The sequence below is a fragment of the Pseudomonas imperatae genome, from assembly GCF_057128625.1.
In genome coordinates this window covers 175,821-199,666 of the sequence record NZ_JBSKHP010000009.1, presented here as the reverse complement: position 1 = coordinate 199,666, position 23,846 = coordinate 175,821, and the positions used below count along the sequence as shown (strand labels likewise).

The window sequence follows — 23,846 nt, the reverse complement described above, 5'->3', positions numbered from 1 at the left end:
CGTTAGTGTCTACCTGATACGGCCACCGATTTGTGCACGAGTTCCGAGTAAAGCTTGGCGTAGGGTTCCACCGCCTGGCTCCAGTTGAACGGCTGGGTCATGGACAGGCAGCGCATGGCATTGAGCAGGTCGGGCTTGCTGAACACGTAGAAGGCCCGGCTCAGGGCTTCTTCGTAGCTGGCCACGGTGGACTCGTTGAACAGGAAGCCGGTGACGCCGTCCTCGATGGTGTCGGCCAGGCCGCCGGTGTTGCGCGCCACCGGCAGCGAGCCATAGCGCTGGGCGTACATCTGGCTCAGGCCGCAGGGCTCGTAGCGCGAGGGCATCAGCAGGAAGTCGCTGCCGGCGAACATGCGCCGGGCGTCGGTCTCGTTGAAGCCGATGCGCACGCTGATCTTGCCCGGGAAGCGTTGGGCCAGTTCGCGCATGGCCTGTTCCTCTTCCGGCTCGCCGCGGCCGATGATCGCGATCTGGCCACCCTGGTTGACGATGTACTCGGCCACGCCCTGGGTCAGGTCCAGGCCTTTCTGGTACACCAGGCGCGAGACCACGGCGAACAGCGGGCCGTCGGAGTCGTCCAGCTCGAACAGCTGGCGCACGTGGTCGGCGTTGACCTGCTTGCCTTCCCAGTCATTGAGGCTGAAGGGGCAAATCAGGTGCGGGTCGGTGGCCGAGTCCCAGCTGTCGTCGATGCCGTTGGGAATGCCGCCCAGCAGGCCCTGGTAGGCCTTGCTGCTGAGGAAGCCGTCGAGGCCGCAGCCAAATTCCGGGGTGGTGATTTCCTCGGCGTAGGTGGCGCTGACCGTGGTGATGTGGCTGGAGTAGGCCATGCCCGCCTTGAGGAACGACAGCTTGCCATAGAACTCCATGCCTTCCTGCTGCAGCGCATGCTCGGGCACGCCCAGCTCGGGGCAGCAGGCACGGCTGACCACGCCCTGGTAGGCCAGGTTGTGGATGGTGAACAGGGTCGGGGTGCTCAGGCCGCGCCAGTGCATATAGGCAGGGGCCATGCCAGCGGGCCAGTCGTGGGCGTGCACCAGGTCGGGCTTCCAGTGCACCATGCCCAGGCCGGCGGCGATGTCGGCGGCGGCCAGGCCCAGGCGGGCGAAGCGGATATGGTTGTCCGGCCAGTCGCGGCCGTTGTTGGCGCCGTAGGGGGTGCCGTCGCGCTCGTACAGCTCGGGGCAGATCAATACGTAGATGACCAGCCCGTCCTTGAGGTCCATGCGCCCGATCTTGCACGGCGGCAGGGCCGCGTGGCCGCCCAGTTCGCCAACGATGTGGATGGGGTTGTCACTGTTGAGCACTTGCGGGTAACCGGGGATCAACACCCGCACATCGTGCAGGGGGCTCATGGCGCGGGGTAGCGCCTGGGAAACGTCACCCAGGCCACCGGTCTTGACCAGATCAGCGATTTCCGACGTGACGAACAATACTTTCTGGCGCTGAGAATCATGACGTGCTTCGGGTAGAAGTACCTTGCCCGTCGATGCGATCTGCGCCAGTTCAGTCGGTTCGCTTTCCTGCTGTTTAAAACGCTCTCCATGGATTTCGACAGCGGCACTGATCATTGTTCTCTCCCGTGCATTAATGCATGTGTGGCAAGCACCTGATTTTGATCCAGCGACCCCACGGCCAAGCGCACAAGCGCGACGCACGCCGGCGATCCTGCCGGTGGCGAATTGACGGGGTGGGGTTGGCCAGCCGCTGAAATGCACTCCATATCCGCGGCCTACCTTTAACCTGACCTGCCGCTAATACGGAAGTTTCGACTTTTTACGGTCGCGCCTCCCGAGCGGTGTGCGGGCTGAGTTTTGAGTGTAGGAAAAAATTCAGACTCCGTGGTCACGGCACGACTGACGGAAGGTCGGGATGCTGTTGTGGGGTGGAGCGGTTGGGGGCGGGGCCTTGAAATACGCGGGTTTGGCGGGGTGGCGGGGTTAGAATGAAATTTCTAGAAACACATCAGAACGTTGGGTTGTACGACGTTGTTGTGGGAGCTGGCTTGCCAGCGAGCTGTTGAGGCCCTAAAAGCTCGCTGGCAAGCCAGCTCCCACAAAGACATCAGCCCTGGGGCATCAGTGACGAATGATGGCTGCCGATCAGCCACTGCTTGCCGTCCCAGTCCCAGGTGTAGCTGTAGCGCGCCTGCACGGTTTCGCCGGTGGCGGCGAAGGTGAACTCGTAGACCCCGGCGTCCAGCAGCGTGTCGCACTGGCTGCGTACGCTGCGGCTGATGACGCGGCCGCTGGGGCGCTTGTGCAGGAAATGCTGGAAGTACTCCAGCCGTTCGGCCGGGGTCAGGCGCACCTGGTTGGACAGGGTGGGCAGCAGCACCGCGTCGATCTGGTAGGTGGCTGCCACCAGGCCAGGGTCGCCGCTTTGCAGGGCGCTGTTCCAGCGCTCGAACAGCTGCGCAGCGTCCGCCTCGCTGGCGGTCTGGCAGGCCTGGGCGGCAACCGGGGTCAACAGCAGTGCAACCAATGCGAATCCTTTCACGTACCAATCCTCTGCAGCTGGCGGCCGCCGAATGCGGCGCGCCGGGGCCAGGCACTCTAGGTGCGGGGCAGGCAGGGTGGGTAGCGGGAAAGGGTTCCAGCGTTGGCCGGCAGGGCGAAACCCTGCCGGGACGAGGAGGGACAGCGAATCAGGCGATCTTGGCCTGGGCGCCACCGGCAAGGCCGGTGTCCTGCTGGGACTGCAAGAGCATCATGGTCAGGTGGGCGACCTTTTTCTGCAGCTGGTCGCGTTCTTCTTTCAATTCGCGCAGTTCGTCACGACGCACCGTGACATAGAGGGTTTGGGGGGGTGTTGCTGGCAGTAAAGTTCCCATTGCTCACCTCGCAAATGGCATGTCTCACAGTGAGGATAGCCGACCTTGAGCGTTTGCCAGGCCTGTCTGTACCTCTGTCGGCGCGGATTCTGATTTCTTTCACGCGCCAAGGGAACTTTTTTATTTTTCATGGTCGGCGTGTCTTTTTCTTCATGTGCCGGCAAGTGCCCGCAGGCGTTGAAGAACGCTTGATGACAGTGGGTTTGAAGAAAAAAGTGCAGCGACGAACGGCTAAAGTCGAAACTAACTCTGGCAACCCTGTACTAAGCTTTGAGACCATTAGCGCTTTGAAGGTGTGACACACCTATTTACGCATCAGTGGAGCACCGGCATGCAATTGGGAATCGTGGGACTGGGCCGCATGGGCGGCAATATTTCGAGAAGACTGATGCGCGGAGGCCATCAGACCGTGGTCTGGGACCGCGATCAGTCTTCCGTGGCAAAACTGGGTGAAGAAGGCGCCGTGACGGCGACTGACCTGGCAGACCTGGTGCGTCAGATGGACGCACCTCGTGCCGTCTGGGTCATGCTGCCTGCGGGCGCGCCAACCGAGGACACCATCCAGCAGCTGGCTGACCTGCTGGAGCCCGATGACGTGATCATCGACGGCGGCAACACCTTCTACAAGGACGACATCCGTCGCGCCAAGCAATTGGCCGAGCGCCAGCTGCACTACGTCGACGTCGGCACCTCCGGCGGCGTGTGGGGCCTGGACCGTGGCTTCTGCATGATGATCGGTGGCGAAGCCGCGATCTTCCAGCGCCTGGACCCGTTGTTCGCCTGCCTGGCCCCCGGCGTGGGCGACATCCTGCGCACCAAGGGTCGCGAAGGAGAGCACAACAACGCCGAACATGGCTACATCCACGCAGGCCCGGCCGGTTCCGGCCACTTCGTGAAGATGATCCACAACGGCATCGAATACGGCATGATGCAAGCCTTCGCCGAAGGCTTCGACATTCTGAAGACCAAGAACAGCACCGCGCTGCCGGAAGACCAGCGCTTTGACCTGAACCTGGCCGAGATCGCCGAAGTCTGGCGCCGCGGCAGCGTGGTCTCCTCCTGGCTGCTGGACCTGACCGCCGACGCGCTGGTCGGTGACCCGGCGCTGGATGGCTACTCGGGCTCGGTGTCGGACAGCGGTGAAGGTCGCTGGACCATTGACGCGGCAGTGGAGCAGGCAGTACCGGTACCGGTGCTGGCAGGTTCGCTGTTCGCACGTTTCCGTTCCCGCCAGGAAAGCACCTACGGCGACAAGCTGCTGTCGGCGATGCGCTTTGGTTTCGGCGGTCATATCGAGGTTCCTAAATGACACGGGCAAAGTCCAAGGTAGACGCAGCACCCCCCACCACGCTGTTTCTCTTTGGCGCCCATGGCGACCTGGTCAAGCGCCTGCTCATGCCGGCGCTGTACAACCTGAGTCGCGACGGTCTGCTGGACAATGGCCTGCATATCGTCGGTGTCGACCACAACGAGGTCAGCGATGCTGACTTCGCTGCCAAGCTGCACGATTTCATCATCGAGCAGGCCCGCGCGAAAAACCCGGAGGGGGCCGACAAGGCCCTCGACCCGGCGCTGTGGGCCAAGCTTGCCAAGCGCATCAGCTACATCAGTGGCGATTTTCTCGACGATGGCACCTACCAGGCGATTGGCGAGCGCATAGCCGCCAACCGCACCGGCAATGCCGTGTTCTACCTGGCCACCTCGCCGCGCTTCTTCAGTGAAGTGGCGCAGCGGCTGGGCCATGCCGGGTTGCTCCAGGAGCAGCCCGACGCCTTCCGCCGCGTGGTGATCGAAAAACCCTTCGGTTCCGACCTGCCCACCGCCGAGGCCCTCAACGCCTGCCTGTTGAGCGTCATGAGCGAGAAGCAGATCTACCGGATCGACCACTACCTGGGCAAGGAAACCGTCCAGAACATCCTCATCAGCCGTTTTTCCAACGGCATCTTCGAGGCCTTCTGGAACAATCACTACATTGACCACGTGCAGATCACCGCGGCGGAGACCGTCGGGGTGGAGACACGGGGCAATTTCTACGACAGCACCGGCGCCCTGCGCGACATGGTGCCCAACCACCTGTTCCAGCTGCTGGCCATGGTCGCCATGGAGCCGCCGGCCGCCTTTGGCGCTGATGCGGTGCGTGGCGAGAAGGCCAAGGTGGTGGGTGCCATCCGCCCCTGGTCCAAGGCCGACGCGCTGAAGAACTCGGTGCGCGGCCAGTACACGGCGGGCGAGGGCGGCAAGCCCGGCTACCGCCAGGAACCCAAGGTCGACCCGGAAAGCCGCACCGAGACCTTCGTCGCCCTCAAGGTGATGATCGACAACTGGCGCTGGGTGGGCGTGCCGTTCTACCTGCGCACAGGCAAGCGCATGAGCGTGCGCGACACCGAGATTGCCATCTGTTTCAAGCAGGCGCCCTACGCGCAGTTCCGCGATACCGAGGTGGAGCGCCTGGCGCCCAACTACCTGCGCATCCAGATCCAGCCCAACGAGGGCATGTGGTTCGACCTGATGGCCAAGCGGCCCGGGCCGGCGCTGGTGATGGAGAACGTCGAGCTGGGCTTCGCCTACAAGGACTTCTTCCAGATGCAGCCGTCGACCGGCTACGAGACGCTGATCTACGACTGCCTGACCGGCGACCAGACCCTGTTCCAGCGCGCCGACAACATCGAGAACGGTTGGCGTGCGGTGCAGCCGTTCCTGGACGCCTGGCGCGACGGCGGCAAGATCGACACCTACGCTGCCGGCGAGGACGGCCCGGAGTCGGCCGAGGAACTGCTGGCCCGTGATGGCCGCTCCTGGCATAGCCTGGGATGAGTGACGCGCCGAACGACCTCATCCGCCTGGTGCTCAGCGACATGGACGGCACCCTGTTGCTGCCCGACCACAGCGTCGGCGACCGCGTGCTGGCCGCCGTCCGGCAACTGCGCGAGGCGGGCATTGCCTTCAGCCTGGCCAGTGCGCGGCCGCCGCGGGCCATGCTGGCGATCGTCCAGCAGTTGGGTATCGACGTGCCGTTCGCCGCCTTCAACGGCGGCACCCTGGCCAACCCCGACGGCAGCGTGGTGGCGCAGCACTGCGTCGACCGCCGCGCCGTGGAGACCAGCCTGGCACTGTTCGCCCAGCACCCGGTGGCGGTGTGGCTGTTCGCTGACGACGAGTGGTACCTGACCAACCCCGACACCCAGTACCTGGGCAAGGAACTCGATGCCCTGGGCTACGGCTACGTGCAGGTCGATGACTTCACCCCGTACCTGGACCGCGTCGACAAGATCGTCGCCACCTGCGCCGACTTCGACCTGCTGGCGCGGCTGGAGCAGCAGCTCAGCGGGCTGATCAAGGGCCAGGCCCTGGCCGCCCGCTCGCAGAACTACTACCTGGACGTGACCGCGCTGCTGGCCAACAAGGGCGAGGCCCTGGCCGAACTGGCCGAGCACCTCAAGGTGCCGCTGGCGCAGACGGCGGTGCTGGGTGATGGCGGCAACGACGTGGCGATGTTCAAGCGCGCCGGGCTGTCCGTTGCCATGGGCCAGGCCGAGGACGCGGTCAAGGCCCACGCCGACCACGTCACCGCCAGCAACCGCGAGCAGGGGGTGGCCGACGCCATCCGTGACCTGATCCTGCCGAGGGCGCCGCACACCCGCTGAATTCTCCCGCACAAGGTTGACCCCACCATGGCCGCATTGATTGAAGACTATGCCTTGCTCGGCAATTGCAGGACTGCCGCGCTGGTCGACAAGCAGGGCTCGCTGGACTGGTTGTGTTTCCCCCGTTTCGACGCCCCGGCCTGCTTCGCCGCGCTGCTGGGCGATGAGCACAACGGCCGCTGGCGCCTGGCGCCCAGCGAGCCGTTCGAGGCCAGCCGCGCCTACCGCGACGGCACCCTGGTGCTGGACACCACCTTCACCACTGCCAACGGCCAGGCGCGGCTGATCGATTTCATGCCGCCGGGCGAGCACAGCAGCGTGGTGCGCATCGTCGAAGGGCTGAGCGGCGAGGTGGCGTTCGACATGGAGCTGATCATCCGCTTCGACTACGGCAGCAGCGTGCCGTGGGTGGAGCAGGCCCATGCGCAGATTCTCACCGCCGTGGCCGGCCCGGAAATGCTCGTGCTGCACAGCGCCACGGCGCTGGAGGCGGTGGATCACGCCACCGGCAGCCGCTTCAGCGTGGCCCCTGGCGAGCGCCGGGTGTTCGTGCTGACCTACCAGGATTCCATCCTGCCGGTGCGCGAGGCCTTTGACGGCGAGGCGGCGCTGGCGGAGACCGAGGCGTTCTGGCGCGCGTTCTCCGACCGCTGCCCCGACGTGGGGCCCTACACCGAGCAGGTCAAGCGTTCGCTGATTGTGCTCAAGGCGCTGACCTTTGAGCCCACCGGCGGCATCGTCGCCGCCGTCACCACCTCGCTGCCGGAGTTCCTGGGCGGCGAGCGCAATTGGGATTACCGTTTCTGCTGGCTGCGCGACGCCACCATGACGTTGCTGGCGTTCATGAACCTGGGCTATTTCGAGGAGGCCAGCGCCTGGCGCGAATGGCTGATGCGCTCGGTGGCCGGCAACCCGGAGCAGATGCAGATCATGTACGGCCTGGGCGGCGAGCGCCGCCTGCCCGAATACACCCTGCCATGGCTGAGCGGCTATGAAGGCTCGCAGCCGGTGCGCATCGGCAACGCGGCGGCCACCCAGCTGCAGCTGGACGTGTACGGCGAGGTGGCTGATGCCTTGACCCAGGCCATTCGCGGCGGCCTGCCACGGCACCCGCGCAGCCGGGCGATTTTCCAGGTGGTGATGCCGTACCTGGAAAGCATCTGGCAGCAGCCCGACGAAGGCCTGTGGGAGATCCGCGGCGAGCCGCAGCACTTCGTGCACTCCAAGGTCATGGCCTGGGTGGCGTTCGACCGCTCGGCGAAGCTGCAGGCCGGTGACGGCGGCGATGCCGAGCGCAGCCAGCACTACCGGGCGGTGGCCGACCGCATTCATGCCGACGTCTGCGCCAAGGGCGTGGACCCGCGGCACGGCGGCTTCGTGCAGGCCTACGGCTCCGGCCAGACCGATGCCAGCCTGTTGCAGATCGCCCTGACCGGCTTCCTGCCGGTGGACGACCCGCGCTTCCTGGTCACCCTGGCGCAGATCGAGCAGCGGCTGATGCGCAATGGCCTGCTGCTGCGCTACGACACCGCCACCGGCTGCGACGGCCTGGAGCCGGGCGAGGGGACCTTCCTGGTCTGTTCGTTCTGGTTGGCCGACGTCTACGCCATGCTCGGCCGCATGGACGACGCCCAGGCGCTGTTCGCACGCCTCAGCGGCCTGTGCAATGACCTCGGCCTGCTGGCCGAGCAGTACGACCCCCATGGCGGGCGCATGCTGGGCAACTTCCCCCAGGCGTTCAGCCACATCGGCATTATCAATACTGCGCTCAACCTGCACCGTGCCCAGTGCCCGGCCCAGGAGCGCGCCAAGGCCTCGTGAGCCCAAATGTGGGAGCTGGCTTGCCAGCGAGCTGTTGAGGCATTCAAAAGCTCGCTGGCAAGCCAGCTCCCACAACAGGGCATTTCGGCCAACCTGTGGAGCACGCTTTTCCTGACGCATTGTCTTGGTATAGTCCTACCCATCAATAACAAAGGACGCCCGCCATGACCGAGTACCAGGCCTTCCACGTCGAACTCAAGGGCCACGTCGCCCACGTGCAGATCAACCGCCCCGACAAGGTCAACGCCATGAACGCGGCGTTCTGGCGCGAGATCATCGAGATCTTCCAGTGGGTCGACGACACCGAGGCCGTGCGCGTGGTGGTGCTCAGCGGCGCCGGCAAGCACTTCTCCGCCGGCATCGACCTGAGCCTGCTGGCCTCGGTGGCCAGCGAACTGGGCAAGGACACCGGCCGCAACGCCCGCGCCCTGCGGCGCAAGATCCTCGAGATGCAGGCCTCGTTCAACGCCGTGGACCGCTGCCGCAAGCCGGTGCTGGCGGCGGTGCAGGGCTACTGCATCGGTGGCGCCATCGACCTGATCGCCGCCTGCGACATGCGCTACGCCGCCGCCGACGCGCACTTCTCGATCAAGGAGGTGGACATGGGCATGGCCGCCGACGTCGGCACGCTGCAACGTTTGCCACGCATCATCGGTGATGGCATCCTCAGGGAATTGGCCTACACCGGGCGCAAGGTCGATGCCGAGGAAGCGCGCAGCATCGGCCTGGTCAACCGCGTGTACCCCGACACCGCGAGCCTGCTCGATGGCGTATTTGCCATCGCTGCCGACATCGCCGGCAAGTCGCCTATCGCCATCGCCGGCACCAAGACCATGATCGGCTACATGCGCGATCACAGCATTGCCGACGGCCTGGAATACATCGCCACCTGGAACGCGGCGATGCTGCAGAGCACTGACCTGCGCGTGGCCATGGCCGCGAGCATGAGCAAACAGACACCGCAGTTCGATGACTGACATTCGATAAGGAGCCCCTGATGTCTCAACGCTGGACCACCGCTGTACTGGATACCAGCCTGCCCGGGGGCTGGGCCGTGGCCCGCTGCGCCCAGGGCTTTGCCTTCGACGCCAACGGCGTGCTGTTCCCCCGTGAATGGCTGAAGAAACAGGGGCTGGACCTGCTGGCCGAGCACGGCATCGGTCACTTCGACGGCGAGCCGGTGTACCTGCTGGAGCTGCACGGCCCCGCCGACATCGACGGCGTGCAGTGGCAGGGCCTGCGCCAGTTCATGCTGCAGGGCGACTTCGACACCTACAAGCTGCTGGCCTACGCCGCGCAGATCGGCACCTGGGCCCGCGAGCACCGCTTCTGCGGCAGCTGCGGCCAGCCCATGAGCCAGATCCACTGGGAACGCGCCATGTACTGCCAGCCGTGCGACCTGCGCAGCTACCCGCGCATCTCGCCGAGCATGATCGTGCTGATCACCCGTGGCGACGAGATTCTGCTGGCGCGCTCACCGCGCTTCGTCACCGGCGTCTACAGCACCCTGGCAGGCTTCGCCGAGCCGGGCGAGTCGGCCGAGGACTGCGTGCGCCGCGAGGTGATGGAAGAGGTGCAGGTCAAGGTTCGGAACATCCGCTACCTGGGCAGCCAATGCTGGCCGTTCCCGCACTCGATGATGCTGGGCTTCCACGCCGAGTATGAAAGCGGCGAGATCGTGCCCCAGGTCGACGAGATCGAGGACGCCCAGTGGTTCAACGTGCATGAACTGCCGCCGTTGCCGGCGTCGCGGTCGATCGCGCGGTACTTGATCGACCACTACGTGGCAGAGCGTTTAGGCCTGGCTGAACCAGTGCTGCCAGGCTAGGCGCACGGTCAGCCCCAGCACCACGGTAATGAACACCGGGCGAATGAACTTCGCCCCACCGCTGATGGCGCTGCGCGCGCCAAAGAAGGCACCGACCATCAGGCAGGTGCCCATGCTCAGGCCGATCAGCCAGTCCACGCTGCCATTGATGATGAACACCGCCAGCGCCGCTGCGTTGCTGACGAAGTTCATGGTGCGCGCCACGCCGCTGGCGCGGACCAGGTCGATGGGGTACATCAGCATCGAGCTGACCGTCCAGAACGCGCCCGTGCCCGGGCCCGCCACGCCGTCGTAGAAGCCCAGCGCCAGGCCTTGGGGCACCTGGCGTTTCTGCTTGATCTGCGCGTGGCTGTCCACCGGCCCCTTGGGCGTGCCGCCGAACAGCAGGTACACACCGCAGGCAAAGACGATCACCGGCAGCATCTTGTTCAGCCATTCCGAGGGCATGTAGTGCGCCGCCACGGCGCCCAGCAGCGAGCCCACCAGGGTGAAAATGATCGCGGGCCACCATTCCTTGGGGTGGAACAGCTTGCGGCGGATGAAGGTGAAGCTGGCGGTGGCCGAGCCGAAGGTGGAGCTCAGCTTGTTGGTGCCCAGCACCAGGTGCGGCGGCAGGCCAGCGGTCAGCAGGGCAGGGGTGGTCAGCAGCCCGCCGCCGCCGGCGATGGCGTCGATGAAGCCGGCCACGAAGGCAACCACGGCAAGGATGGCGAGGGTGGTGGGGTCGGTGCTCAGTTCGAAAGGCATGGGGCAGATCGTTGTTTTTGGCAGGGCGCGCATTTTAGCCCTTTGAGTCCCAAAAAGCTCGCTGGCAAGCCAGCTCCTACCTTTGTGGGAGCTGGCTTGCCAGCGAGCTTTAACAATCTGAAGCACAACCGATGTTTCCCGCACCAGGCACCTGTGGTTACCGTTGCCATTTTTCCCAAGGAGGCAATGGAATGCCTTGTTCAGTGATATTACGCAAAGGCCGCTTTTCAGGAGAGGGGCAAATCTACGTCTTGACTACCAATACCTTTGACCGCGAAGCGTTCTTCGCTGATTGGCGGGTGGGGCGACTGGTAGTGCGTGAGCTGATGCGAACCGAGGAAGAAGCGTGGCTGGATTCTTTGGCATGGGTGGTGATGCCGGACCATTTTCATTGGCTGGTTCAATTGCGTACAGGCAGTTTGGCGGCAGTCATGCGCAGGACTAAGTCACGATCAAGCCAGGCTGTAAATCGATTGCTGGGTCGCTCGGGGCAACTTTGGCAGCAGGGGTTTCATGATCGGGCTATTCGCAAGGAGGAAGATCTGCTGGCTTTGGCACGGTACATTGTCCGAAATCCAGTGCGGGCGGGGCTCGTGAGTCGCGTTGGGGACTACCCGCTGTGGGACGCGGTGTGGGTTTAAGAGCTCGCTGGCAAGCCAGCTCCCACAAGGGCCAGTGCAGCCTGCTGGTCTGGTGTGAATGATTGGCTCGCAGGATAGCTCTCTTACCAAGGCCAGTGCAGCCTGCCAGTTTGATGTGAAGCGCTCGCTGGCAGTGCGCCCATGTGGGAGCTGCTTGCCAGCGAGCTGTTGGGGTCAGGACAGGAAGCCGCCGTCCACGTTCAGTGCCACGCCGGTGGTGTAGCTGGAGGCGTCGCTGGCCAGGTACAGCACGGTGCCGGCCATTTCGCTGGGGGCGGCCACGCGCTTGAGCGGGATCTGCGCCAGGGCGGTGTTGAGGATGGCGTCGTTCTTCACCAGCGCCGAGGCGAACTTGGTGTCGGTGAGGCCCGGCAGCAACGCGTTGCAGCGGATGCCGAACGGCGCGCATTCCTTGGCGAACACCTTGGTCATGTTGATGACCGCCGCCTTGGTGACCGAATAGATGCCCTGGAACACGCCCGGCGACACGCCGTTGATGGAGGCGACGTTGATGATGCTGCCACCGCCGTGTTCGCGCATCAGCTTGCCGGCTTCCACCGACATGAAGAAGTAGCCGCGGATGTTGACGTCCACGGTCTTCTGGAACGCGCCCAGGTCGGTGTCCAGCACGTTGCAGAACTGCGGGTTGGTGGCCGCGTTGTTGACCAGGATGTCCAGGCGGCCGAACTCTTCGCGGATGCGGCTGAACACCTGGTGGATCTGCTCCATCTCGCCGATGTGGCAGGCGATGGCGGTGGCCTTGCCGCCGTCGGCGATGATGGCGTCCGCCACCTGCTGGCAGCCGTCCAGCTTGCGGCTGGAGACGATGACATGGGCGCCCTGTTGGGCCAGCAGTTTGGCGATGGCCTCGCCAATACCGCGGCTGGCGCCGGAAACGAAGGCGATCTTGCCGTCGAGGTCGAACAATTGCGTCTTGGACATCTCGGTTTCCTTACAGGGTGGAGTGCTTGATGACGTTCAGGCTCATCTGTTCCAGCAGCTTGTTCATGTGGATGAACTGGGCGAAGCGCTTGTCCTGGGTCTGGCCGTGGAAGAAGCGGTAGTAGATCTGTTGCACGATGCCGGCCAGGCGGAACAGGCCATAGGTGTAGTAGAAGTCGAAGTTGTCGATGCGGATGCCCGCACGCTCGGCGTAGTAGTCGACGAACTCGCGGCGGGTGAGCATGCCCGGCGCGTGGCTGGGCTGGCGGCGCATCAGTTGCACCGGCGCCGGGTCGTCGGCCTGCACCCAGTAGGCCAGGGTGTTGCCCAGGTCCATCAGCGGGTCGCCGAGGGTGGTCAGTTCCCAGTCCAGCACGCCGATGATCTGCATCGGGTCGCGGGCGTCGAGGATGACGTTGTCGAAGCGGTAGTCGTTGTGGACGATGGCCGGCTTGGCGTGGTCGGCCGGCTGCTTGTCGGCCAGCCAGGCCTTGACCGTGTCCCAGGCCGGCGCGTCAGGGGTGCGGGCCTTGTCGTAGCGGTCGCTCCAGCCGCTGATCTGGCGGGCCACGTAGCCCTCGGGCTTGCCCAGGTCACCCAGGCCGCAGGCCTGGTAGTCCACCTGGTGCAGGTCGACGAACTTGTCGATGAAACTGTGGCACAGGGCGCGGGTCTTGCCGGCGTCCAGGCCCAGTTCGGCGGGGATCTCCGAGCGCAGGATGATGCCGTTGACCCGCTCCATCACATAGAACTCGGCGCCGATCACTGCCTCGTCGGTGCAGTGCACGTAGGCCTTGGGGCAGTACGGGAAGCCGGCGTTTAGCTGGTTGAGGATGCGGTACTCGCGGCCCATGTCGTGGGCCGACTTGGCCTTGTGGCCGAACGGCGGCCGGCGCAGGACGAATTCCTGTTCGGGGTATTTCACCAGGTACGTCAGGTTCGACGCGCCACCGGGGAACTGGCTGATCACCGGTGTGCCGGCAAGGCCGGGGATGTGCGCCTTGAGGTACGGGTCGATACGTGCGGCATCGAGCTCTTCACCGCTGCGCACGGCAGTGGACTGGTCGGTAAGCGCCATGGTTATCCCTTTTGCTTATTCTGGAGGCGTCAGATCATTGAACAATCTAATGCGCGGCAGGGCAGCGGACAAGGGGAGGAGGGCGTTATAGGCGGGGGTGTTGCAGGGGGATCAGTAAGGCAGATTGTGGGAACTGGCTTGCCAGCGAGCTTTTCAGGGTCAACTAAAAGCTCGCTGGCAAGCCAGCTCCCACAATGGCCCCTGCCCAGAGGGAGGGGCCGGTGCAGGGCTTAGTTCAGGCCCAGCTTGCCACGCAGGGTGGACAGGTCTTCGGCCAGGGTGTTGACCGGGCCGATCAGCGCCTTGCGGTCAGCGTCCTTGACCTTGTCATAGGTCTCGTAGCCGCCGTCCTTGGTCTTGTACTTGGCCAGGATCTTGTCCACGGTGGCGAAGTTCTTGTCGACCTTGCTCACGAAGGCCGCGTCTTTCTTGGCTACTTGTGGGCGGAACAGGTCGAAGATTTTCTTCGCGCCGTCAACGTTGCCCTGGAAGTCGTACAGGTCGGTGTGGCTGTAACGGTCTTCTTCACCGGACACCTTGGTGGCCGCCACTTCTTCCATCAGTGCGGCAGCGCCGCCCACGACTTTCTCAGGCGGGAAGGTCAGGCCGGCCACACGGGCCTGCAGGTCCTTGACGTCGGTGTTCAGCTTGTCGGCCAGGCCTTCCAGGCCCTTGGTGGTCTTTTCCGAGTACAGGCTGTATTCCAGGCGGTGGAAGCCGGTGAAGTCTTCGGCGGTCACGCCTTTCTCGTGGTCGTCGACGCGGGAGTCGATCGAGGCGTCGAGGTCGCTGAACAGCTCGGCGATCGGCTCGATGGACTCATAGTGCACGCGAGTCGGGGCGTACAGCTTCTTGGCCGTTTCCAGGTCGCCTTTCTTGATGGCGTCGGTGAACTTCTGGGTTTCGGCGCCCAGTTTGTCCAGCTCTTCGGTCACGTAGATCTTGTAGTCCGAGATCGGCTGAACCAGGTCCAGCGGGGAGTTGTCGGCGGCGAAGGCCGAGACCGGTGCGTGGAGCAGGCCAAGCGACAGCAGCAAAGCGAGTGGCGACTTCTTCATGAAAGGGATCCCCGATGGTGTCAAAGACTTAAGCGTTTTTGGTTTTGGTAGCTTGCAGCAGCGAACGACCGATGTAGTCCTGGTCGTCTTTTACCCCCGGCAGGGTGAAGAAATAACCGCCGCCCATGGGCTTGAGGTATTCCTCCAGCGGCTCGCCGTTGAGGCGGGTCTGCACGGTGATGAAACCTTTTTCCAGGTTGGCCTGGTAACAGATGAACAGCAGGCCCATGTCCAGCTGGCCGTTCTTGTTCACGCCGTTGGAGTAGTTGAACGGGCGACGCAGGATCAGGTTGGCCTGGGACTCGGGGGTGCGCGGGTTGGCCAGGCGGATGTGCGAGTCCAGGCGCGTGAGCTTGCCGGCCGGGTCCTTGTGGTAGTCGGGCACGTCGTGCTCGGTGGCGCCGTCGAACGGTGCACCGGTGGTCTTCTTGCGGCCGAAGATGCTTTCCTGTTCCTGCAGCGGGGTGCGGTCCCAGCGCTCGACGAAGTTGCGGATCAGGCGCACGGCCTGGTAGCTGCCGTTGGCGGCCCAGGCCGGCTCTTCGCTGCCCGGTTGCACCCAGACAATGGCGTCCATGGCCTTGTTGTCGTTGGAGTCGGGGTTGGCCGAGCCGTCGCGGAAACCGAGGAAGTTGCGCGCGCTCTCGGCGGGCGCGTCGGCCTTCTTCGGCGCCTGCGCAGGCACGGTGCCTTCTTGCTTCCAGCGCACCAGCAGCAGGTCGGGCATGTTCTTGACGATGTCACGCAGGGCGTGGATGTTGGTGTCCGGCGTGTTGGAGCAGAACTGCAGGGTCAGGTCGCCGTGGCACAGGCCCGGCTCCAGGGCGTCGTTGGGGAAACCGACCATCTGGATCAGGTGCTTGGGCTTGGCGTGTTCCAGGCCGAAGCGCTCGTCGAACAGCGAGGCGCCCACCGACACGGTGATGGTCAGGTTGTCCGGGGTCACGACCGGGCCAAGGATGCCCGAGTCCACCGGCGGCAGCTTGGGGTCTACCTGCTCGACTTCGCCGCCGGTCATCAGGAACTTGATGCGGCTGTCCAGCAGCTTGAACATCCGCTCCAGGTCCTTGCGGTCGCTGGCCAGCACGTCGAAGGCCACCATCATGCCAGCTGCCGGGCGCGGCGTGACGATGCCGCTCTGGTGCTGGCCATGGTAGTCGTGGCGGTCCTGGGTCTTTTCGCTTTTCGGCGCTTCGGCCACCTGCGCCTGGGCGGCGGCCATGGCCGGGCAGCTCAGGGCGCTGCCGGCCAGGGCGACGCCGGCGGCGCCCATGCCCATCAGCACGCGACGGCGTTGCGCGTCGACCGGGGTGTTGCTGTTCTTGGTATCGCTCATCAGTGTCGTCGTCTGTCTTTACAGGGCCGAAAGGCCGAGGGCGGGATCGATTCCGTCGAGTGCGTCGGCCAGTGCCTTGGCCTTGTCGGCGATCTGCTTGCGCTGATCCGGGCCGACCTTGTCATACGAGAGGTAGCTGTCGCCGTCGCGCAGGCTGGCCAGCTGGCTGTCCAGGTCAGCGGAAGCGGCGTCAATCTTCACCAGCAGGTCGGCGGCGGACTTGGCCAGCACCGGGCGTAGCAGGTCGACCACCTTGCGGGCGGCAGCCAGGTTGGCGGCGAAACCGTTCAGGTCGGCGTGGCTGTAGCGCTCTTCCTCGCCGTTGGTGCGCACGTCGGCCAGGCTGTGCAGGTTGCGCGCAACAATCCCGACAAGCTGCTCTGGCGGCAGGTTCTGCGCCAGCAGCTGGGTTTTCAGCTCGGCGACGTCGCTGGCCAGCTTCTGCGCCACCGGCGCCAGGCCGTCCAGGCTCTGCTGCTGGAACAGGCCGTATTCAATGCGGTGGAAGCCGCCGAAGCCTGGGTCCTGCTCGCGTTTCTCGTAGTAGTCGGCGCGAGCGTTGATGCCGTTGTCCAGCTCGGAGAAGCGCTGGGAGGCGGCAGCCAGGCCCTGGTAGGCAACGCGGGCCGGCACGTAGGCGGCGCGGGCCGCGGCCAGGTCACCGGCGGTAATGGCCTGGTTCAGGGTGTCCACGGCGCGCACCAGGGCGCTACCCTGCAGGCTCAGGTACACGCGGAATTCAGACAGCGGGCCGACGAACGCCACCATCGACGGACGGGCCTTGGCGTTGGCGTCGGACTCGGCGGTAGGGGTGACCTTGAGGGTGCCGCGCGGGTTGCTCAGCAGGCCGCAGGTGATGGCGTAGTCGCCGGGCGCCAGGTTGGCGTTGATCACCTGGCTCATGCCCGGGGTGATGTTCTCGCGCTCTTCCACCACCAGCACGCCGTCGAGGATTTCCCATTCCACGGCGCGTTCCGACTTGTTGACGATGCGGAAGCTGGCGCGGCCGGCCGGCACGGTCAGGGCGTTGGGCTCGCAGCTGTGCGGGTGAATGTTGACGACGATTTCGTCATGGTTGGCCTGGCGCTTGGACGAGGCCACCTGGGAGGCGTAGTAGAACAGTGCGCCGGCGGCGAGCATCACCACCACGGAGCCGGCCACGGCCGCGCGCAGGACGCGCGGCGACAGGCCTGGGGCTTGATTGGACATTGACTGAAAAAGCCTTAGGAGTGAGTAGCGGGAGCTGGCTTGCGGCCCACGGGGGCGCTGGCCGGCAGGAAGAAGATCACCAGGGCGAAGACCAGGTAGAACAGGTAGGCGCCCAGCACGCTGACGGTTGGCGCGTCCTGGTAGCCGAACATGCCGGCCAGCACCGAGCCGGTCGGGCCGTCCATGGGCAGGATGGCGCTGATGTCGAACACCACGTCCTGCAGGTGGTTCCACAGGCCGGCCTCGTGCAGCGAGCGCACCGAGTTGGCGAGGATGCCGGCGGCCACCACCAGGATGAACAGGCCGGTCCAGCGGAAGAACATGGCCAGGTTCAGGCGCATGCTGCCGCTATAGATGGCCATGCCCACGGCCACGGCGACGATCAGGCCCAGCAGTGCGCCCAGCGGCGCGCCGGCGCCTTCGCTCTGCTGGAACACGGCCAGCAGGAAGAACACGGTTTCCAGCGATTCACGCGCCACGGCGAAGAACACCATGGCGATCAGGGCGAAGACCTGGTTGTTGGAGCCGGCCAGGGCCTGGTCCAGGGACTCGTGCAGGGCGTGCTTGATGGAGCGGGCCACCTTGCGCATCCAGAACACCATGGAGCTGAGGATGGCCACGGCCACCAGGCCGACCACGCCTTCGAACAGCTCCTGCTGCTTCTGCGGGAACTCGGCGCTGACCATTTCCAGGCCGCCGCCGACCAGCAGCGCCAGGGCGGCCGCCAGGAACACGCCGATCCACACGGCAGGCATCCACTGACCGCGACCGGTCTGCTTCAGGTAACTGGCAATGATGCCAACGATGAGCGCGGCTTCAATCCCTTCGCGCAGCATGATCAAAAATGGAACCAGCACTTCGCACCACAATCTTAAGAAGGATGCTAACTTGTAACATAATGAGACTTATTATTGAATACAGGGGCCATCATTTTGGATAGTTTTCCCCGAAAATTTATCTCCGCAATTGGCAAAGCCCTTGCATTGAAATGCGCCCCGTAACAGCTGCCGCCAGGTGGCGTCTGATCTTTTTTGCGCCCTGAATATCGGGGTGAGGCGCTGGAGGGCGACGCAGCCTGCGGCAGCTGCTACGCGGTTGTGGCGGGCAAAAAGAACCCGGCTATTGAGCCGGGTGCTTTTTTGTTACCAGAGATGTATCAGCCTGGAAACAGTTCGCTCAGTTTCATCGCCAGCATCATGTCGCCTTCGGCGCGCAGCTTGCCGCCCATGAAGGCCTGCATGCCGTCGGTCTCGCCGCTGACGATGCCCTTCAGGGTTTCCTCGTCCATCACCAGGGTCACCTGGGCGTCAGGGTTTTCGCCCTGCAGCAGTTGGCAGGTCTTGTCCTTCACCACCAGCGAGAAGTTCTTGGTGTCGTCGATGCGGAAGCCGAAGACCAGGTCCAGGCCGGCAGCGGCGGACGGGTCGAACTTGGCCTGCATTGCTTCTTGGGCTTTCTCTAGGGTGCTCATGCTTCGATCCTTTTTCTCAATGGGGCTAACGACAGGTATTGCAGTGGGCCGGGCTCATCGGTAGGTAATGAACTCCGGCGCCTTCAGCAGTTGCAGGTGAGTGTGACTGTTGAAGGAAGCCAGGGCTACCTCGCGGCCGCGGAATTTCAGCTGGCTGAGCGAGGTGTTGACGATCTGCCAGTTCAGCTCGAAAGCCTGGGCGGCAGACACGCCGGTAATCAGGTGCAGCAGGGCGGCGATGGTGCCGCCCGAGGTGAACACGGCGATGTTGGTGCCGCTACCGGCCTGGGCCAGCAGGCGCTGCAGGCCGGCCTCGACGCGGGCGACGAAGGCCGCCCAGCTTTCGGTTTCCGGGGTGGGGTGCTGGCCGCCGTGCCAGCGGCCCATCAGCAGCGCGAACAGGCGCTGGAACTCGCCGCGGTTGTGCGCCGCGTTGCGCAGGATGTGCAGCGCCTCGGGCTCGTCGGGCAACAGGTCGGGCAGCAGCGCGCGGATCACCGCCTCGGCGTCGAATTCGTTGAAGGCCGGGTCGGTCTCCACCACCAGGTCGGCCACGCCCATGGCTTCCAGCGCCAGGTGCGCGGTGGCCTGCTGGCGCCGCAGGCTGCCGGCCACGCAGCGGTCCAGGTGCAGGCCCAGGTCGGCCAGGTGCGCGCCCAGGACCTGCGCCTGGCGCATGCCCAGCGGCGACAGCACGTCGTAGTCATCGGCGCCGAAGCTGGCCTGGCCATGTCGAATCAGATAGATGCTGCCCACGTCCGCGTCGTCCCGGTACGTTGAAAGTGCCTTGGAGGTTATGAGGATGCCGGGGGCCTGTCAATGAAAAAACATACGCTTGTTTGAATTGCCATTCTGCAGCCCCTACGCCAGGCAATCAGAGGCGGCGAAGGCAATGCCACGGGCATGACTGGCCCGAAACAAACGGTAGGAGCCGAGCTTGCTCGCGATGCGCCGCGTGGGCGGCGCTCGATCTTGAGATCGCCACCACAACATCGACAGGCACCTCTGGAACCCTCCGTCGACGGCAGTGCCGACAGGCTGCACGTCTTGGGGGTGGTCGGCGCTCTCGAGACCGCGCGCCGCCCGCGCGGCGCATCGCGACCAAGGTCGGCTCCTACGGTCTGTTTCGGGCCAATCCATGCCTGTGGGATCACCTCGTACGCCTTTGATTGTCCGAGCGAAGATTCGCGTCGCGACCACCTGATTCCAAGAGTTAGACACCCGCCAGATCCTCCCCGTAGAATGACCCTTTGAAGCCTTTGAGGTACCCCCCGTGGAGTTTCTCTCCGAGTACGCGAGTTTTCTCGCCAAGACCGTCACCCTGGTCCTGGCGATCATCGTGGTGTTGACCGCCATCGCCGCCCAGCGCGGCAAGGGGCGCCGCAAGACAGCCGGCCAGTTGCAGGTGAGCAAGCTCAACGATTTCTACAAGGGCCTGCGCGAGCGCCTGGAATCGACCCTGCTGGACAAGGACCAGCTCAAGGCCCTGCGCAAGCAGGAAGCCAAGGCCGAGAAAAAGGGCAAGAAGAAAGCCGAGGCCAAGCCGCGGGTGTTCGTGCTCGACTTCGACGGCGACATCAAGGCCTCCGCCACCGAGAGCCTGCGCCACGAGATCACCGCGCTGCTGACCCTGGCCACGGCCAAGGACGAAGTGGTGCTGCGCCTGGAAAGCGGCGGCGGCATGGTGCACAGCTATGGCCTGGCCAGCTCGCAACTGGCGCGCATCCGCCAGGCGGGCGTGCCGCTGACCGTGTGCATCGACAAGGTGGCCGCCAGCGGCGGCTACATGATGGCGTGCATCGGCGAGAAGATCATCAGCGCGCCGTTCGCCATCCTCGGCTCGATTGGCGTGGTGGCGCAGTTGCCCAACGTCAACAAGCTGCTGAAGAAGCATGACATCGACTTCGAAGTGCTGACTGCCGGCGAATACAAGCGCACCCTGACCGTGTTTGGCGAAAACACTGAGAAGGGCCGGGAGAAGTTCCAGGAAGACCTGGACATCACCCACCGCCTGTTCAAGAACTTCGTGGCCCGTTACCGCCCGCAGTTGCCGATCGACGAAGTGGCCACCGGTGAAGTGTGGCTGGGCGTGGCGGCGCTGGAGAAACAGCTGGTGGACGAACTCAAGACCAGCGACGAATACCTGGCCGAGCGCGCCAAGCAGGCCGAGGTGTTCCACCTGCACTACGCCGAGCGCAAAAGCCTGCAGGAACGCGTAGGCCTGGCGGCGAGCCATTCGGTCGAGCACGTGGCGGGGAAGGTGTGGGAGAAGGTCAGCCAGCAGCGGTTCTGGTAAAAGTCCGCTTGTGGTAAAGCCGGCCTTGGCCGCGATGTGCGCTTACGGGCGTCATCGCGGCCAAGGCCGGCTCCTACCGGGGGTGTTGCGGTTAGCGACGACGGAACAGCGGCAGCGGTTCGTCAGTGGCGGCCTGGTAGGTCACCGAGAAGTCTTTCAGGCTTTCCAGCGCCTCGTACGGGTCTTTGTCCGCGCGCAGGGCGAAGGCATCGAAGCCGCAACGGGCCAGGTAGAACAACTGGTCGCGCAGCACGTCGCCAATGGCGCGCAGCTCACCCTTGAACTGGTAGCGGTCACGCAGCAGGCGCGCGTTGGAGTAGTTGCGCCCGTCGGTGAAGGCCGGGAAGTTCAGCGCGATGACCTGGAACTGGTCGACGTCCTCGCCGATTTCCTCGGCTTCTTCATCGCTGTCCAGCCACACGCCCAGGCCGCCGTCGCGGGCCTTGAGGGCGTGAGCGTGCTCGCGCCACAGGGCCAGCGGCACGATCAGGTCGTCGCAGTTGCTGATGCCGTCCAGCGTCGCGTCCTTGGGCAGCAGGTGCCAGGTTTCGTCGACGACGGCGTTGTTCTTAATGATTCGCTGCATAGACGCGTTCCTTGAACAGATCGATACCGATGCGCTGGTAGGTGTCGATGAAGCGTTCATCTTCAGTGCGTTGTTCGATGTAGACGTCGATCAGCTTGCTGATCACGTCGGGCATGGCTTCCTGGGCGAACGAAGGGCCGAGGATCTTGCCCAGGCTGGCGTCGCGGCTGGCGCTGCCACCCAGGGACACCTGGTAGAACTCCTCGCCTTTCTTGTCCACGCCCAGGATGCCGATGTGGCCCACGTGGTGGTGACCACAGGCGTTCATGCAGCCGGAGATGTTCAGGTCCAGCTCACCGATGTCGAACAGGTAGTCCAGGTCGTCGAAGCGGCGCTGGATGGATTCGGCGATCGGGATCGACTTGGCGTTGGCCAGCGAGCAGAAGTCGCCGCCCGGGCAGCAGATGATGTCGGTCAGCAGGCCGATGTTCGGCGTGGCGAAACCACCTTCGCGCAGTTCCAGCCACAGTGCGTGCAGACGGCTCTGCTCGACGTCGGCGAGGATGATGTTCTGCTCGTGGGAGGTGCGCAGCTGGCCGAAGCTGTAGCGGTCGGCCAGGTCGGCGACGGCGTCCAGCTGCTTGTCGGTCAGGTCGCCAGGGGCAACGCCGGTTGGCTTGAGCGACAGGGTCACGGCCACGTAGCCGGGCTTCTTGTGCGCCAGGGTGTTGCGCACGCGCCAGCGGGCAAAGCCTGGGTGCTCGGCATCGAGGGCGCTCAGTTCGGCGGCGAAGTCAGGCAGTGCCTTGTACTCGGGGTCGACGAAGTGCTTGGCCACGCGTTGCAGTTCGGCTTCGGTCAGCGTGGTGCTGCCGCCGCGCAGGTGTTCCATTTCGGCATCGACCTTCTGGGCAAACACCTCGGGGGTGAGGGCCTTGACCAGGATCTTGATGCGCGCCTTGTACTTGTTGTCCCGGCGGCCATAGCGGTTGTACACGCGCAGGATGGCGTCCAGGTAGCTGAGCAGGTCTTGCCAGGGCAGGAATTCGTTGATGAACGAACCCACCACCGGGGTACGGCCCAGGCCGCCACCCACCAGCACGCGGAAGCCCAGTTCGCCGGCTTCGTTGTGCACCGGCTCAAGGCCGATGTCGTGCACTTCGATGGCGGCGCGGTCGCTGCTGGCGCCGTTGACGGCGATCTTGAACTTGCGCGGCAAGTAGGCGAATTCAGGGTGGAAGGTGGTCCACTGGCGGACGATTTCACACCATGGGCGCGGGTCGATCACCTCGTCCGCGGCGACGCCGGCGAACTGGTCGGTGGTGACGTTGCGCAGGCAGTTGCCGCTGGTCTGGATGGCGTGCATCTGCACGGTGGCCAGCTCGGCCAGGATGTCGGGGATGTCTTCCACCGCCGGCCAGTTGAACTGCACGTTCTGGCGAGTACTGATGTGGGCGTAGCCCTTGTCGTAGTCGCGGGCGATCTTGGCCATCATGCGCGTCTGGCGCGAGGTCAGCTGGCCGTAAGGCACGGCCACCCGCAGCATGGGCGCGAAGCGTTGGATATAGAGGCCATTTTGCAGGCGCAGCGGGCGGAACTCTTCTTCGCTGAGCTCCCCGGCCAGGTAGCGTCGGGTCTGGTCACGGAACTGCTTGACGCGGTCCTCGATGATCCGTTGATCGTACTCGTCGTAAACGTACATAGGTGTCCTGTTCTCAGGCTGCTTACAGCAAATCTGCGCGCACGGCCGCGCACTCCCAGCGGAGCCGACGAAAGATACCAGTTTCGGGTTATGCGCAAAAGTGATGTTTGAATATAAGGAAAGAACCAAAAGTACTAACCTTAGTACTTTAGTCTCAAGTCCTTACTTGCCGTGGGGGCAAGGCTGAACTTTACTGCACAAGCGTCCTGATAAAAATCATAAAGAGGCGAACGCACCATGAGCAACCCCGTGAAAAGCCGCAAACCCGACAGCAGCGTCGATGCCTGGGCGATTCTGTTTTTGATTATCCTCGTTGTTTCTGCCGCCGTGTTCTGGGTCAGCCACCAGTAACTTCCCCGTAGCAGCTGCCGCCAGGCGGCGTCAGGCCCCGGACGCGGCCTGGCGGCCGCTGCTACGTGGCCAGGTGGATGACCAGCTTTACCAGGCCGAACAACGCCAATGCGAACACCGCCGTGCAGACGATGCCCAGCGCAATGAAGTGCGCAGGCTTGCCGTGGGTGAAGTCGCGTTCGCGGTTCTTGTGGCTCTGCACGCCGAAGGCGGCAGCGATGATGCTGTGCAGCATCTGCCAGAGGGTAGGGGGCTTGGAGTCGGCCATGACGGGCATTCCCGGACGGATATGCCCAAGCGTAGCAGCAACTCTCCTGTGGGAGCTGGCTTGCCAGCGAGCTTTTAGGGCCTCAACAGCTCGCT

General features: G+C 64.4%; 23 protein-coding genes. 8 read left to right on the top strand and 15 right to left on the bottom strand.

Annotation, left to right across the window (positions count from 1 at the left end):
• Positions 1-2: 2 nt before the first annotated feature.
• The 3 genes from glgA to ACWKWX_RS13975 form a co-directional block, all read right to left on the bottom strand.
• Positions 3-1,571, bottom strand: coding sequence for a glycogen synthase GlgA (glgA, locus tag ACWKWX_RS13985; protein WP_416425438.1), 1,569 nt, complete (start codon positions 1,569-1,571; stop codon positions 3-5).
• Between the two features lie 493 nt (positions 1,572-2,064).
• Positions 2,065-2,499 carry a DUF4440 domain-containing protein gene (locus ACWKWX_RS13980; protein WP_483828073.1) on the bottom strand — a complete coding sequence of 145 codons (435 nt, stop codon included), beginning with the start codon at positions 2,497-2,499 and terminating at the stop codon, positions 2,065-2,067.
• Positions 2,500-2,647: 148 nt separating this feature from the next.
• On the bottom strand, positions 2,648-2,833 hold the full coding sequence (locus ACWKWX_RS13975; protein WP_416425436.1) for a DUF6026 family protein: 186 nt from the start codon (positions 2,831-2,833) through the stop codon (positions 2,648-2,650).
• Between the two features lie 295 nt (positions 2,834-3,128).
• Here ACWKWX_RS13975 and gnd point away from each other — a divergent pair, with 295 nt between their 5' ends.
• From gnd to nudC, 6 genes are all read left to right on the top strand, one after another.
• A complete protein-coding gene (gnd, locus tag ACWKWX_RS13970) occupies positions 3,129-4,142 on the top strand; it encodes a phosphogluconate dehydrogenase (NAD(+)-dependent, decarboxylating) (protein WP_416425435.1) in 1,014 nt (337 codons plus the stop codon).
• Positions 4,139-5,647 (top strand): glucose-6-phosphate dehydrogenase, encoded by a 1,509-nt coding sequence (gene zwf, locus ACWKWX_RS13965; protein ID WP_416425434.1) that lies wholly within the window; start codon positions 4,139-4,141, stop codon positions 5,645-5,647. The genes gnd and zwf overlap by 4 nt, the downstream gene beginning before the upstream one ends.
• Positions 5,644-6,477 carry an HAD family hydrolase gene (locus ACWKWX_RS13960; protein WP_483828072.1) on the top strand — a complete coding sequence of 278 codons (834 nt, stop codon included), beginning with the start codon at positions 5,644-5,646 and terminating at the stop codon, positions 6,475-6,477. The genes zwf and ACWKWX_RS13960 overlap by 4 nt, the downstream gene beginning before the upstream one ends.
• A 27-nt stretch (positions 6,478-6,504) precedes the next feature.
• Entirely contained in the window at positions 6,505-8,298 is a 1,794-nt protein-coding gene (locus tag ACWKWX_RS13955) for a glycoside hydrolase family 15 protein (protein ID WP_483828071.1), read from the top strand.
• A gap of 164 nt (positions 8,299-8,462) precedes the next feature.
• Complete coding sequence (locus ACWKWX_RS13950; RefSeq protein WP_416425431.1) at positions 8,463-9,275, top strand: crotonase/enoyl-CoA hydratase family protein; 813 nt, start codon at positions 8,463-8,465, stop codon at positions 9,273-9,275.
• A gap of 20 nt (positions 9,276-9,295) precedes the next feature.
• Positions 9,296-10,126 carry an NAD(+) diphosphatase gene (gene nudC, locus ACWKWX_RS13945; protein ID WP_483828070.1) on the top strand — a complete coding sequence of 277 codons (831 nt, stop codon included), beginning with the start codon at positions 9,296-9,298 and terminating at the stop codon, positions 10,124-10,126.
• Here the strand turns inward: nudC and ACWKWX_RS13940 are convergent.
• On the bottom strand, positions 10,094-10,873 hold the full coding sequence (locus ACWKWX_RS13940; RefSeq protein WP_416425429.1) for a TSUP family transporter: 780 nt from the start codon (positions 10,871-10,873) through the stop codon (positions 10,094-10,096). The two genes, nudC and ACWKWX_RS13940, sit on opposite strands and share 33 nt — an antisense overlap.
• A 191-nt stretch (positions 10,874-11,064) precedes the next feature.
• Here ACWKWX_RS13940 and ACWKWX_RS13935 point away from each other — a divergent pair, with 191 nt between their 5' ends.
• Positions 11,065-11,514: an REP-associated tyrosine transposase gene (locus tag ACWKWX_RS13935; protein WP_416425428.1), complete on the top strand. Its 450-nt coding sequence runs from the start codon at positions 11,065-11,067 to the stop codon at positions 11,512-11,514.
• A 174-nt stretch (positions 11,515-11,688) separates the two neighbouring features.
• Here the strand turns inward: ACWKWX_RS13935 and ACWKWX_RS13930 are convergent, their stop codons facing one another.
• The 8 genes from ACWKWX_RS13930 to ACWKWX_RS13895 all read right to left on the bottom strand — a co-directional run bounded on the left by ACWKWX_RS13930 (position 11,689) and on the right by ACWKWX_RS13895 (position 19,364).
• Positions 11,689-12,456 (bottom strand): SDR family oxidoreductase, encoded by a 768-nt coding sequence (locus tag ACWKWX_RS13930; RefSeq protein ID WP_416425427.1) that lies wholly within the window; start codon positions 12,454-12,456, stop codon positions 11,689-11,691.
• A gap of 10 nt (positions 12,457-12,466) precedes the next feature.
• Positions 12,467-13,534 (bottom strand): phosphotransferase family protein, encoded by a 1,068-nt coding sequence (locus ACWKWX_RS13925; protein ID WP_483828069.1) that lies wholly within the window; start codon positions 13,532-13,534, stop codon positions 12,467-12,469.
• Positions 13,535-13,764: 230 nt separating this feature from the next.
• Positions 13,765-14,592, bottom strand: a complete 828-nt coding sequence (gene efeO / locus ACWKWX_RS13920; RefSeq protein WP_416425425.1) for an iron uptake system protein EfeO — start codon at positions 14,590-14,592, stop codon at positions 13,765-13,767.
• Positions 14,593-14,620: 28 nt separating this feature from the next.
• Positions 14,621-15,928: an iron uptake transporter deferrochelatase/peroxidase subunit gene (gene efeB / locus ACWKWX_RS13915; RefSeq protein WP_416425424.1), complete on the bottom strand. Its 1,308-nt coding sequence runs from the start codon at positions 15,926-15,928 to the stop codon at positions 14,621-14,623.
• Positions 15,929-15,946: 18 nt separating this feature from the next.
• Positions 15,947-17,137, bottom strand: a complete 1,191-nt coding sequence (gene efeO, locus ACWKWX_RS13910) for an iron uptake system protein EfeO (protein WP_416425423.1) — start codon at positions 17,135-17,137, stop codon at positions 15,947-15,949.
• A gap of 14 nt (positions 17,138-17,151) precedes the next feature.
• Entirely contained in the window at positions 17,152-17,994 is an 843-nt protein-coding gene (efeU, locus tag ACWKWX_RS13905; RefSeq protein WP_416425422.1) for an iron uptake transporter permease EfeU, read from the bottom strand.
• A 299-nt stretch (positions 17,995-18,293) separates the two neighbouring features.
• Positions 18,294-18,608 (bottom strand): SCP2 sterol-binding domain-containing protein, encoded by a 315-nt coding sequence (locus ACWKWX_RS13900; RefSeq protein WP_416425421.1) that lies wholly within the window; start codon positions 18,606-18,608, stop codon positions 18,294-18,296.
• Positions 18,609-18,662: 54 nt separating this feature from the next.
• Positions 18,663-19,364: a histidine phosphatase family protein gene (locus ACWKWX_RS13895; RefSeq protein WP_473003336.1), complete on the bottom strand. Its 702-nt coding sequence runs from the start codon at positions 19,362-19,364 to the stop codon at positions 18,663-18,665.
• A gap of 517 nt (positions 19,365-19,881) precedes the next feature.
• Between ACWKWX_RS13895 and sohB the strand changes: the two genes are divergently transcribed.
• Positions 19,882-20,904 carry a protease SohB gene (sohB, locus tag ACWKWX_RS13890; RefSeq protein WP_416425419.1) on the top strand — a complete coding sequence of 341 codons (1,023 nt, stop codon included), beginning with the start codon at positions 19,882-19,884 and terminating at the stop codon, positions 20,902-20,904.
• 91 nt (positions 20,905-20,995) lie between these two features.
• Here sohB and ACWKWX_RS13885 read toward each other — a convergent pair whose 3' ends face one another.
• The 3 genes from ACWKWX_RS13885 to ACWKWX_RS13875 form a co-directional block, all read right to left on the bottom strand.
• Positions 20,996-21,490 (bottom strand): DUF934 domain-containing protein, encoded by a 495-nt coding sequence (locus tag ACWKWX_RS13885; RefSeq protein ID WP_473003333.1) that lies wholly within the window; start codon positions 21,488-21,490, stop codon positions 20,996-20,998.
• A complete protein-coding gene (locus ACWKWX_RS13880; RefSeq protein WP_416425417.1) occupies positions 21,474-23,132 on the bottom strand; it encodes a nitrite/sulfite reductase in 1,659 nt (552 codons plus the stop codon). Before ACWKWX_RS13880 ends, ACWKWX_RS13885 begins: the two co-directional genes overlap by 17 nt.
• Before the next feature lie 412 nt (positions 23,133-23,544).
• Entirely contained in the window at positions 23,545-23,751 is a 207-nt protein-coding gene (locus ACWKWX_RS13875; protein WP_483828068.1) for a DUF2970 domain-containing protein, read from the bottom strand.
• Positions 23,752-23,846: the final 95 nt, after the last annotated feature.

Bases quoted from the DNA above. Each gene is read 5' to 3' on its own strand.
- ACWKWX_RS13935 (WP_416425428.1), top strand. From the start codon at position 11,065: ATGCCTTGTTCAGTGATATTACGCAAAGGCCGCTTTTCAGGAGAGGGG.
- efeB (WP_416425424.1), bottom strand. From the start codon at position 15,928: ATGAGCGATACCAAGAACAGCAACACCCCGGTCGACGCGCAACGCCGT.
- ACWKWX_RS13940 (WP_416425429.1), bottom strand. From the start codon at position 10,873: ATGCCTTTCGAACTGAGCACCGACCCCACCACCCTCGCCATCCTTGCC.
- zwf (WP_416425434.1), top strand. From the start codon at position 4,139: ATGACACGGGCAAAGTCCAAGGTAGACGCAGCACCCCCCACCACGCTG.
- ACWKWX_RS13955 (WP_483828071.1), top strand. From the start codon at position 6,505: ATGGCCGCATTGATTGAAGACTATGCCTTGCTCGGCAATTGCAGGACT.
- nudC (WP_483828070.1), top strand. From the start codon at position 9,296: ATGTCTCAACGCTGGACCACCGCTGTACTGGATACCAGCCTGCCCGGG.
- efeO (WP_416425425.1), bottom strand. From the start codon at position 14,592: ATGAAGAAGTCGCCACTCGCTTTGCTGCTGTCGCTTGGCCTGCTCCAC.
- efeO (WP_416425423.1), bottom strand. From the start codon at position 17,137: ATGTCCAATCAAGCCCCAGGCCTGTCGCCGCGCGTCCTGCGCGCGGCC.
- glgA (WP_416425438.1), bottom strand. From the start codon at position 1,571: ATGATCAGTGCCGCTGTCGAAATCCATGGAGAGCGTTTTAAACAGCAG.
- ACWKWX_RS13900 (WP_416425421.1), bottom strand. From the start codon at position 18,608: ATGAGCACCCTAGAGAAAGCCCAAGAAGCAATGCAGGCCAAGTTCGAC.
- ACWKWX_RS13950 (WP_416425431.1), top strand. From the start codon at position 8,463: ATGACCGAGTACCAGGCCTTCCACGTCGAACTCAAGGGCCACGTCGCC.
- ACWKWX_RS13960 (WP_483828072.1), top strand. From the start codon at position 5,644: ATGAGTGACGCGCCGAACGACCTCATCCGCCTGGTGCTCAGCGACATG.
- ACWKWX_RS13885 (WP_473003333.1), bottom strand. From the start codon at position 21,490: ATGCAGCGAATCATTAAGAACAACGCCGTCGTCGACGAAACCTGGCAC.
- ACWKWX_RS13925 (WP_483828069.1), bottom strand. From the start codon at position 13,534: ATGGCGCTTACCGACCAGTCCACTGCCGTGCGCAGCGGTGAAGAGCTC.
- ACWKWX_RS13880 (WP_416425417.1), bottom strand. From the start codon at position 23,132: ATGTACGTTTACGACGAGTACGATCAACGGATCATCGAGGACCGCGTC.
- ACWKWX_RS13875 (WP_483828068.1), bottom strand. From the start codon at position 23,751: ATGGCCGACTCCAAGCCCCCTACCCTCTGGCAGATGCTGCACAGCATC.
- ACWKWX_RS13975 (WP_416425436.1), bottom strand. From the start codon at position 2,833: ATGGGAACTTTACTGCCAGCAACACCCCCCCAAACCCTCTATGTCACG.
- ACWKWX_RS13930 (WP_416425427.1), bottom strand. From the start codon at position 12,456: ATGTCCAAGACGCAATTGTTCGACCTCGACGGCAAGATCGCCTTCGTT.